The sequence below is a fragment of the Streptomyces ipomoeae 91-03 genome (genome assembly GCF_000317595.1).
GTDB classification, from domain to species: domain Bacteria; phylum Actinomycetota; class Actinomycetes; order Streptomycetales; family Streptomycetaceae; genus Streptomyces; species Streptomyces ipomoeae.
In genome coordinates this window covers 16810-27129 of the sequence record NZ_AEJC01000162.1, presented here as the reverse complement: position 1 = coordinate 27129, position 10320 = coordinate 16810, and the positions used below count along the sequence as shown (strand labels likewise).

Below are 10320 nucleotides of genomic sequence, written 5' to 3'. Positions count from 1 at the left end.
CCGCCCTCGTCGATCATGGACGGCGCCCCCTGCCCGGCCGCATGCGCACGTTCATCGACGTGCAGGGCATCTCCGAACGACTCCAAGAAGCGCTGCTGAAGGAACGCACGGAAGACCTCGCCGTACCGCTGGTCGATGTGACGCACCCCAAGGTCCAGGCGCTCTACGAGTCGTGGGGGTACGCCGAAGTCGGCGAGCGGCAGCCGTTCGCCGACTCACCGGTGTACGCGGTCATGGTCAAGGAGCTTCGATGCTGAGCGAAGTCTCTTGCGACAGGGCCGGGCGTCGTCGGTCAGGAAGGCTGAGATCACCTGTTCAGCTCAACATGCGCTCGGTTCTCGCGACTCCTACCGTGGATGAGTGAACGGCCGACGCGTGAGGTTCCCGTGGTCAACGGGATGGCGCGTGTCGGCTCCGCACAGCACCGGAAGGCGGATCGGACATGGCCACACGGTCGGACACCCCCGTTCTCGACACGCTCGCCGCCATGACGGTCGACTCGATCGAGCGCTGCGGCCTGGACGAGAGAACGCTCATTCTCACCCGTCTGGCCGCGCTCGCGGCCATGGACGCGCCGGCGATCTCCTACCTCGCGCATGTCGACCCTGCCATCAAGGCCAACCTGACCGCCGAGCAACTGCAGGACGTTCTCGTCGCCATCGCCCCAGTTGTCGGCACGGCACGCGTCATGTCGGCCGCAACTCACATCACCGAGGCACTCGGCATCACCATCGCATTGGCCGAGGCCGAGGCCGTGGCAATGGCCGAGGCGGAAGCCCAGAGCCGGAGCAAACCCTGAGCGAGCTGTCTCGGCCTGTCTCGGGTTGGTATCCGTCCTCGTCGCAGAACAGGGGTAGTGGCAGCGGAGCACGGCAACCGCAGTGACGGTAAGCGGGCTTCATGAACCGTCACCAGCCGCCTGCCCAGGTCCGCGGACCTCAGCGACAACACGGCTCTCGGTACCTCCCCATACAAGAAACGGGAGACCCAGGATGTGCCGCTGGATCGCCTACTCGGGTACGCCCGTCCTTCTCAGCCAGATCCTGTTCCAGCCGCGACACTCCTTGATCGACCAGAGCCTGCACTCCCGCATGGGGGTGGAGACGACCAACGGCGATGGTTTCGGGGTCGGCTGGTACACGCAGGACGCGGACACTCCGGCGGTGCTGCGGGATGTCGGTCCTGCCTGGAGCAACCGCAATCTGCTGGAGATCGCTCACCACGTTCGCTCGGGTCTGTTCTTCGCGCACATCAGGGCCTCGACCGGGACTGCCGTGCAGCAGACCAACTGTCACCCCTTCCGGAGCGGTCGCTGGATGTGGATGCACAACGGGTCGATCAGCGGGTTCCACCGGCTCCGGCGGGACCTCGCACTGGCCGTCGATCCGGCCCTGTATCCCGACATCGAGGGTTCCACCGACTCCGAGCTCCTGTTCTTCCTGGCCCTCACGTTCGGCTTGACGGACGATCCTCCCGGTGCCGTGGCGCGCGTGGCCGGCCTGGTCGAGAAAGCGGGGCACGCGCACGACATCCCCCACCCGCTGCAGATGACCCTCGCGGTGGCCGACGGCGAACGCGTATGGGTCTTCCGTTACTCCAGCGAGGGCCGCTCACGGTCGTTGTACTTCAGCACCCAGGTGGACACCCTGCGCGCGCTCCACCCGAACGCCGCGTTCCTGCGGGACATCTCCGACGAGACCCGCCTCGTCGTGTCCGAACCGCTGGGCGCCCTCCCCGGTGCGTGGAACGAGATGCCGGAGAGCAGTTACGGCGTCATCCAGCCGGGCCATGACTCGCTCCACGCCTTCCGGCCCGACCTCCAAGAAGACTCGGCCCAAAGGGGGTGGTGAGCGCCGTGGCCGAGACCTACGAGAACGCTCAAGGACCGACCATTCCGATCGTTCCGATCGTTCCGGCCGTTCCTTGCGCCGATCCCCCGGGAGACCCGTTTCTGCGCACCAGGTTCGCCCTCCCCGCGAGGCCCGCCACGTTCCTGCGGCGGCAACGGCTCGTCGATCACCTCGACCAGGCTCTGCGGACACCGTTGACGCTGCTCAACGGCGCGGCCGGGGCCGGCAAGACGCTGCTGGCCGCCGACTGGGCCGCCGGCCTGCGGGAGCCGGTCGCCTGGCTCACCGTTGAAGTGGGGGACCGGCGCCCAGGGGTTTTCTGGGCGTACGTCATTCAGGCCCTGCATGCCTGCGGTGCGCTGGCGCCCGGCCCGGTCGGATTCCCGGCGGACGCGTCCCGGGTGGATGACCGACTCCTGGCAGCACTCGCAGCCGAACTGAACGATCATGGCCGGCCCGTTGTCGTCGTGCTCGACGAGTACGACCGCGTGACCGCTCCGGAAGTCGCGGAGCAGCTCGGGTTCGTCCTGCACCACGCCGGGCCGGGACTGCGCCTGGTCCTCGTCACCCGTACCGAACCGCTGCTTCCGCTGCACCGTTACCGGGCGGCCGGCGAGCTGACGGAGATCCGCGCCGCCGAGCTGGCCTTCACCCCGGAGGAGGCCGTCGCACTGCTGGAGCTGCATGGTCTGAGCCTTCCGGTCCACGCCGCACACGCACTGGTGGACCGTACCCGGGGCTGGGCCGCCGGCTTGCGCCTGTCCGCCCTGGCCGCTCGGGAGAGCGCCGACCCGGAGCGCTATCTGAAGGAGTTCGAGGCGGACCGGAGTACGATCGCGGATTTTCTGCTGGCCGAAGTCCTCAAGGGGCAGACGGAGGAGATACAGGACCTCCTGCTGCGTGTCAGCGTCCTGGAGCGTTTCAGTCCTGATCTGGCCGACGCGCTGACCGGTCGGACCGACGCGGAGCCCATCCTCGTCGGGCTGCACCGCGCGAACGCGTTCGTCGAGCACCTCGGGCACTCGTGGTACCGGCTGCACCCGCTGTTCGGAGAGATACTCCGAGCCCATCAGCGTGTGCGCCTGCCCGGGCTGGAACAGGAACTCCACCGGCGGGCCGCGCGGTGGCTGCGTCGGCACGGATTCCTGCCGGAGACACTCGCCCACGGCGCCGCCGCGGGCGAGTGGGATTTCGTCGCCGGAGCCCTCATCGACGACCTGGCGATCGGCCAGCTCTTCACCGGCCTGCGCTCGGGCGACCTGATCCAGTTGTTCTCCCACATGGGGCCCGAGGCCAGGAGCCCCGCGACGGACCTCGTGCGTGCGGCCCGCGACCTGGCCCAGTGCGATCTCGGCCGTGGTCTGGCGCGCCTGCGCCACGCCGAGGAGCGGCTGGCTCCCGAGGCGTCCGAACCGGCGCCTGACGTGGTGCCCGACCGAGCGGCCGCACAGCTGAGCTGTGCGCTGCTGGAGGCGCTGGCCGCCCGGCTGACCGGATGTCCCCCGCAGGCCGAGAAGGCCGCCCGGACGGCCGATGAGCTGCGGCGGGAAGTCCCGGCGCACCTCCTGGAGGAGCATCCCGAAATTCCCGCTCTGCTGCTGACCCATCTGGGATCGGCCCGCCTGTGGGCGGGGCGTTTCGAGGAGGCGCGCGCTGCCCTGACCGCCGTGGCCGGCACTCCCGGCGGAGTCTCCACCGTGCTGCCCCGGGAGGAGTCGATGGGGCACCTTGCCCTGCTCGACTATCTGAACGGCTGGCCCGGCCGGGCGGAGCGCAGGGCCCTGGCGGCGGTGACCGAGGCGGAGCGGGTCGGCCTTCCCCAGCCGTCCGGCTCCGGCATCGGAAAGCTGGTCCTGGCCGTCGTGGCCGTCGACCGTCATGAACTGAGCCGGGCCCAAGCCCTCCTCGACGAGGTGGCCCTCCCCTCGGGAACGCGTGATCCGGTGATGGCGGCGGGACGAGCCCTCGCCACAGCCCGCCTCCTGCTGGTCAGGGGCAATGCACGAGCCGCCGTCGAGGCGGCGGACCCGGCCGTCGCCACCGCCGTGGCCTCACCCTGGGCGGCAGGCCATGAAGCGCTCGTCGCCTCCGCCGCGTACCTGGCCGAAGGACGGCCGGACGAAGCCACCGAGATACTCCAGCGCGTGTCCGGCGACCAGCCCATGTGCGCCGTGGAGGCCGCGGCGATCCAGGTCGCCGCAGGCCGTACCGGGGCGGCCATCGACCTGCTCGACAGCATCCGCACCGAGGGCCGGGCCGGGCCCGGGGTGACCGTGAGGGCAGCGCTGGTGAGGGCTCAGGCCGCTCAGAGGGCAGGAGACACCGCCACCGCCCACAGGCTCGTGGCGCATGCCCTCCTCGATGCCAGACGGGAGCGGCTGCGACGTCCGTTCCTCGATACCGGAGCGTGGATCCGGCCTCTCCTGGCCATGGCTCCGCTCCACGAGCTGGCGGCGGGCTGGCTCAGGCCCGGCCCACCGCGACACGGTGAACAGCCCCGGGCGGGGTCGCCGCCCCCGCCGCTCGTCGCGGTGGAGCTGAGCGGGCGCGAACGCGACGTCCTGGAGCGGGTGGCCCGGATGATGTCGACGGAGGAGGTCGCCGCTGACCTCTTTGTGTCCGTGAACACGGTGAAGACGCACCTCAAGAGCGTCTATCGAAAGCTGGCGGTGAACCGGCGAGGCGACGCGGTGCGCCGCGCACGCGATCTCCGGCTGCTGTGAACGCACGTCGATGAGAGCGTCCGGCGCCCGCGCCCCACCGGCAGGTCGCCGTCAACCGCTGGAGAACGGTCAAAGGCGCCGGTGGCGGCGCCAGTACCAGAGCGCGCCGACCCCGGCGGACGCCGTGGCCAGGGTGATGCCGAGGACCGGCCAGCGACTCTCGGCGATGCGCAGGCCGGTCAGGAAAGTCACGGCGGTCAGGACGAGCGGTACGAGGAGGGAGATGAGCGCACGGAGTACGGCCGCCATTACTTCCGGTTCGAGGCGAGAGGTCCGGCGGCGCGGGGCGGGTGCGGTGTCGGCGAAGTAGTAGGCGAGGACACGGTCCGCCAGGCGGGCGTCGGCACGCCGGTAGACCACCGCCATGTACGGGAGCCAGACGAGGGGCGCGATCAGTCCGACCAGGAAGACCACGCCGAGGAGCAGCCACCGCCAAGCCTGGACGGCGACCCGGCGTACGCGTCGGCCCGCGTCCTGGCTCTCGTCGGCCGGCGCGAGAATGCCGAGGAGGTGGGCCATGCGCAGGGTGACGGTCCACAGGGCCGCCCATCGCCTCCAGCGAGCGGGGGCGCCGGCGGGGTGTGGGGTGCGGTTGAGCGCGTCCTGCGCCTGGCGGGTGTTCTCGTACACGCCCTGAAGGACGAGGAGTTCGCCGGCGCGAGCGCTCGCCGTGGGGTCGCGGCCGTCGAGAGCGGCCAGCTCCAGGACCGTACGTGCCTGGCGGAGCAGCGCCGCGCAGAACGCGAGGGGAACGAGCACGAGGAACGGGCCGCCCACGATGGATCCCTCCGATACGACGGTCCGTCGGCCGCGAGCGACCACCCGGGCCCGGAGCTCCGCCTCGGTGGCGTCGGGGTGCCCCCGCCGGAGCGAGGCGATCGCTTCGGGCACGGCCGGCCCGATGCGGCGGACGGCGAAGTCGGCGAGAAGTTCGGGGAGATGCCCGGGATCGGTGACGACCGACGCCAGCAGTGAGCGTTCAGGGGAGGGCTCCTTGCGGGAGCCCGCAGTTCTCGGATTCGCCCGGTGCGGCACATGTCGTATCTACCACGATTCGCCCTGATCGCCCCTTGGCTCATCGCCGAACCCGGCGCCCGCCCTCCCCACCGGCGCACACCACCGCGGCGCCCTTCCCCCGTGGCGGGTGAGGCACGGGGCCCGTGCCTGGGATGCGATGGGAGGAGTAGCCAGGCGTGCGTCGGCCCACTGCCCCGCCTGCTCCGGCGGCGCACCTGAGCTGGACGACTCTGCGAGGTGGACAGCGTGAAGCACTGGCGGGCTCTGATCGTCCTCGGTACGGCCCAGTTCCTGATGGTCCTGGACACCTCCGTCATGAACGTGTCCATCAGTCAGCTGGTCGAGGACTTCGACACGGAGGTCACCGCCATCCAGGCCGTCATCACGCTGTACGCGCTCGTCATGGCCGCGTTCATGATCATCGGTGGCAGGTTCGGGGACATACTGGGGCGTCGCCGCATGTTCCTGCTGGGGCTGGTCGTCTACGGCGTGGGGTCCGCCCTGACCGCTGTGGCACCCACGTTGTGGGTCCTCACGCTGGGCTGGTCCGTCATCGAGGGGCTCGGAGCCGCCATGGTGCTGCCGGCCATGGCCGCCCTCGTCGCGGAGTCGTATCGCGGGAAGGACCGGGCCGTCGCCTACGCGGTCATCGGCGGGCTCGCCGGCGCCGGGATCGCGGTCGGCCCGCTGCTGGGCGGCTGGGTGACGACGTACCTGACCTGGCGGCTGGTCTTCGCAGGCGAGGTGGTGGTCGTCGCGGCCGTCCTGCTGTGCCGCCGCGTGATCGCGACACCCGCCCCGACCGGCCCGCGCCCCCGGCTGGACGTCGTCGGCGCGGTGCTCTCCGCGTCCGGACTGGGTCTGGGTGTGCTCGGGGTGCTGCAGAGCAGCACCTGGGGATGGGTGCAGCCCCGCAACCCTCCCTTCACCGTCCTCGGCTTCGCCCCGACGCTGTTCGTCGTCGGTGCCGGGGCGGCCGTCCTGGCGCTCTTCCGGCACTGGGAGCGGCGGCGGGAGCACCAGGGCGCCGACCCCCTCGTGCACCTGTCCCTGCTGGGCAGGCCCGTGCTGCGGTCCGGTCTGATGACGCTGCTGGGCCAGAACCTCATCCTGCTGGGGCTGTTCTTCACGATCCCGCTGTACTTGCAGGTGGTGCAGGGGTTCGACGCCTTCGAGACGGGCCTGCGCCTGCTCCCGGTGTCCGTGACCATGTTCGTGACCTCCCTGTCCGCGTCGTCGCTGGGGCGGGTCATGGGACCGCGCCGGGTGGTCCGGCTGGCCCTGGTGACCCTGGCGGCGGCCATCGTGTGGCTGCTGGCCACCATCGACCCGGTCATCGACGACGCGCAGTTCGCCGGAGCCATGGCCCTGCTGGGTGTGGGTGTCGGCCTGCTCGCCTCGCAACTGGGCAACGTCGTCCAGTCCGGCGTCGGCGAGGAGGAACGCAGTGAGGCCGGAGGGCTCCAGTTCACGGCCCAGAATCTGGGCTCCGCGCTGGGCACCGCGCTCATCGGGTCCATTCTGATCGGTGCGCTGGCCCACGCCTTCACCACGCAGGTGGACGACAATCCGCAGCTGTCCGAACAGACCCGTGAAGAGGTCGGTGTCGCCCTCGAGGCCGGGATCACCTTCGTCCCCACCGATCAGGTGCGCTCGGCGGCCGAGCGTGCCGGGCTGCCGCCGTCCGAGGTCGACGCCGTCGCGGACTCCTACGCCTCCGCGCAGCTGGACGGCCTGAAGGCGGCGATCCTGGCCACCGGCGGCGTCGCTCTCGCCGGCTTCCTGGTCACTCCGCACCTGCCGACCGGCCGGGAAGGCCGTCGCCGGCAGCCGGACGCCGAGGCTCCGGCCGGGGCGTCGGGATCGACGCGCTGAGTTCGGGGGAGTCACCGGTGTCCAGAACCAGAGCCACGACCGGCCCGGCCGCGGCCCGCGCGGAGCGCCGAGCCGAGCGCCGGGCCCACGCGGACTACACGGGTGGCGTCTACGGATCCATGCTCGCGGCCTCCGTGGTGATCGGCGCGGGCTCCCTGGGCTCGTTCCCCCGCACCGAGCTGGTGCTGCTGCTGTTGCTGACCGGAGTGGTCTTCTGGGTCGCGCACGTGCACGCCCAGCTGTTCGGGGCGCGCCTGGCGCAACAGGCTCCGGACCGCCGGGTCGTGCTGCACGTGTGCCGTGACGAGTGGCCGATCGTCAAGGCCGCCGTTCCGCCGGCCGCGGCGGTGGCCGTCAGCCCGCTCCTGGGACTGGACGTGCCAGGTGCTCTCTGGCTGGCTCTCTGCGTCGCCGTGGCCGGCCAGGTGGGCTGGTCCGTGGCCGCGGCCCGCCGCGCCGGTGCTTCGCCGCGACTCATGGCGGCCACCGCATCGGTCAACCTGGTGCTCGGGCTGCTGATCATCTCCTTCGAGATCGTCCTGAAGCATTGATCCTCGGCGTCCGCTCGCCGGGCGGCGGTCACCTGTACCGGGTGAGGTCCGACGGGGCACGGAGGCGGACGATCGCGGGTAGGGGCGCCGTCCGCCGGACCGAAGCAGTCCATGGAGGGACAGCTCGTGCGCTACGAGATCCGCATCGAGGGACACCTGTCGGAAACGCTGGCCAAGGCGTTTCCGGAGCTGGGCCACGTGGTGATGTCCGGCCAGACCGTCCTGTTCGGCCCTGTCGTGGACGAAGCGCACCTCTATGGGCTGCTGGCACGTTGCCAGTCCCTGGGACTTCGGGTCGTGGAGATGCGCCAGCTGCCGGACTGACGGGAGCCCGGTGAGGGTGTCCCTGTCCGGCCCTCTTGTGCGGCAGTGTCGCTCAGAGCCGCTCCGCCCTGATCCGCCCGGAGCGGCAGGCGTCCTCCAACGCCGCGAAGTCCCGTTCGTTCCGGTCGGCGTACGACTCGGCCGCCATGATCGCGGCAGCGCCGCGGTAGAAGCGGAACGGCGACTGCAGCATGCGGCCGTGGCGGATCGGCACCGACTCCGCCACCCGCTCGGCCGACTGCCGCTCCACCACCTCGATGGGATCGGGTCGCTGCTGTGCGGTCTCGTACCAGCCGTGCGACGAACGCGGCGCCCGCCGGCGTGCGTTCCGGCCGGACGCCGCTCGCTCGTCCGGAGACAGGGACGCGGTGAAAGCGCTCGGCACGGTCATGGTTCCGTCTCCTCGTCCGGCGTCCCGGCGTCGGCGCCGGAACGCGCTTTCGCCGACGGCGCGCGGCGCTGCCGGCGCAGCCCCGCCTGGACCGCGCTCGCCAGCACCCGGGCGGCGACGCCGACGAGCAGCAGCCCTCCCGTCATCTGCAGCATCGTCAGCACGCGTCCGGTCTGGGAGTGGGCGGTGATGTCCCCGTAGCCGACCGTGCTGAAGGTGGTCAGGGTGAAGTACAAGGCGTCCGTCCTGGTCAGCGACTCGCTGAAGGAGCCCGGGGCGGAGCGGTCCAGCAGGTAGTAGGCGACGGCGAAGAGGATCAGGAACAACACCAGCGTGGCGGCCAGGGCCTCGACGGCTCTCAGCCGGGGGTGCGGTGAGCGCGCGATGACCCGCACCTCCCACCCGAACACCAGCAGTACCGCCAGCAGGCCGCACACGAGCAGCGCCGACGTGCCGGCCGTACCGCGATCGTCCAGGGGCAGCAGGTAGTAGGCGGTGACGAGGCCGACCGTGATGAGCACGGCGCGGGCGATGGCGACGACCGCCGCCCACCGGCGGGGGCGGTGCCGCCGACGCGGCCGGTCCGTGTCCGACCCCGGCCGGGCCCGGTCCGTCCGGGCGGTGTTCGGATCGCTCATCTCGTGTCTTCTCGCTCCGTCCGGCCCCGGAAGGTCGCTCCGTCCGGCCCCGGAAGGCGGGTGGGCCGGGCACCGGGAGGCTTCCAGCTCACCGCCACGGCGGAGCCGATGGATCACCCGTGGTGGGTGAGCCGGTCACCGAGCGGCAGGCGTGACCCTGGAGCGGTCAGGCGCTCGCGCACCGCTCCCTCACCCCGCCCCGTCGGCTTCCGGAGGCGACGGCTGATCACGCGAGGAGGAGCCATGACCATGTCGCGTGGTCCGGCATCGCGTACCGGGCAGGACCCCGAGCCCGGCGGGCCGGCCCCGGGTCCGATGGGAGACTCCGCAGACGTGCTCGCGCGGCTCGGCCGTTCATGGACCTGGCTCCTGGGGTCGGCCGTCATGACGCTGGTGCCGGGCGTCCTGGTGCTGGTGTGGCCGGAGGCGACCCTGCACGTCCTGGCGGTCCTCATCGGCCTGTACCTGCTGGTGACCGGGGCGTTCCGGTTCGTGGCCGTCTTCGCGCGGGAGGGGCACGAGCGGCTGCCGGGGCTGCTCCTGGCCGTGCTGTACGTCCTGGCCGGGGTGCTGTGCCTGAGGAACCCACTGCAGACGATCGCCGCGCTCTCGCTGATCACCGGGGCGGTCTGGCTCGTGTCCGGCATCCTCACCCTCTACACGGCCGTCTCCGTCGAGGACCTGCCGCACCGTGGCGTCGTCACGGTCGCCGCCGTACTCGGCATCGTCGCGGGGATCGTGGTGCTCGCCCTGCCTGCCGAGTCGGCCCGTGCCCTGACCAGGCTGCTCGGTCTGTGGCTCGTCCTGCTCGGCCTGGCCGAGGCGGTGGTCGCCCTCGCTCGGCGGGCCGCGCTCCGAAAGACGCGACCCCCGGGGCCGGGCGCCCCCGCCGCGACGGCCTGACACCGCACGAGCGCTCCGTTTCGGCTGCCTCCCCGACCGTCATCCCGA

At 71.5% G+C, this 10320-nt stretch carries 9 protein-coding genes and 2 pseudogenes; 8 read left to right on the top strand and 3 right to left on the bottom strand.

Annotated elements, in window-relative coordinates:
* The 4 genes and pseudogenes from STRIP9103_RS10725 to STRIP9103_RS10710 all read left to right on the top strand — a co-directional run.
* A pseudogene (locus STRIP9103_RS10725) lies at positions 1 to 257 on the top strand (hypothetical protein); the annotation flags it as partial.
* 185 nt (positions 258 to 442) lie between these two features.
* Positions 443 to 799: a carboxymuconolactone decarboxylase family protein gene (locus tag STRIP9103_RS10720; protein ID WP_009307476.1), complete on the top strand. Its 357-nt coding sequence runs from the start codon at positions 443 to 445 to the stop codon at positions 797 to 799.
* Positions 800 to 992: 193 nt separating this feature from the next.
* A complete protein-coding gene (locus STRIP9103_RS10715; RefSeq protein WP_009307491.1) occupies positions 993 to 1850 on the top strand; it encodes a class II glutamine amidotransferase in 858 nt (285 codons plus the stop codon).
* Between the two features lie 5 nt (positions 1851 to 1855).
* Positions 1856 to 4573, top strand: coding sequence for a LuxR C-terminal-related transcriptional regulator (locus tag STRIP9103_RS10710; RefSeq protein WP_009307486.1), 2718 nt, complete (start codon positions 1856 to 1858; stop codon positions 4571 to 4573).
* A gap of 69 nt (positions 4574 to 4642) precedes the next feature.
* Here STRIP9103_RS10710 and STRIP9103_RS10705 read toward each other — a convergent pair whose 3' ends face one another.
* Positions 4643 to 5608 (bottom strand): hypothetical protein, encoded by a 966-nt coding sequence (locus tag STRIP9103_RS10705; RefSeq protein WP_009307482.1) that lies wholly within the window; start codon positions 5606 to 5608, stop codon positions 4643 to 4645.
* 228 nt (positions 5609 to 5836) lie between these two features.
* Here STRIP9103_RS10705 and STRIP9103_RS10700 point away from each other — a divergent pair, with 228 nt between their 5' ends.
* From STRIP9103_RS10700 to STRIP9103_RS10690, 3 genes are all read left to right on the top strand, one after another.
* Positions 5837 to 7465 carry an MFS transporter gene (locus tag STRIP9103_RS10700; RefSeq protein WP_009307506.1) on the top strand — a complete coding sequence of 543 codons (1629 nt, stop codon included), beginning with the start codon at positions 5837 to 5839 and terminating at the stop codon, positions 7463 to 7465.
* 17 nt (positions 7466 to 7482) lie between these two features.
* Positions 7483 to 8016: a hypothetical protein gene (locus STRIP9103_RS10695; protein WP_009307489.1), complete on the top strand. Its 534-nt coding sequence runs from the start codon at positions 7483 to 7485 to the stop codon at positions 8014 to 8016.
* Between the two features lie 126 nt (positions 8017 to 8142).
* A complete protein-coding gene (locus tag STRIP9103_RS10690; protein WP_009307498.1) occupies positions 8143 to 8340 on the top strand; it encodes a hypothetical protein in 198 nt (65 codons plus the stop codon).
* A 136-nt stretch (positions 8341 to 8476) separates the two neighbouring features.
* Here the strand turns inward: STRIP9103_RS10690 and STRIP9103_RS10685 are convergent.
* Positions 8477 to 8731: pseudogene (locus tag STRIP9103_RS10685) on the bottom strand (DUF2252 family protein); the annotation flags it as partial.
* Positions 8728 to 9369: a potassium channel family protein gene (locus STRIP9103_RS10680; protein ID WP_009307474.1), complete on the bottom strand. Its 642-nt coding sequence runs from the start codon at positions 9367 to 9369 to the stop codon at positions 8728 to 8730. The pseudogene STRIP9103_RS10685 and the gene STRIP9103_RS10680, both read right to left, overlap by 4 nt.
* Before the next feature lie 243 nt (positions 9370 to 9612).
* Between STRIP9103_RS10680 and STRIP9103_RS10675 the strand changes: the two genes are divergently transcribed.
* Entirely contained in the window at positions 9613 to 10272 is a 660-nt protein-coding gene (locus STRIP9103_RS10675; protein ID WP_048820053.1) for an HdeD family acid-resistance protein, read from the top strand.
* Positions 10273 to 10320 lie beyond the last annotated feature (48 nt).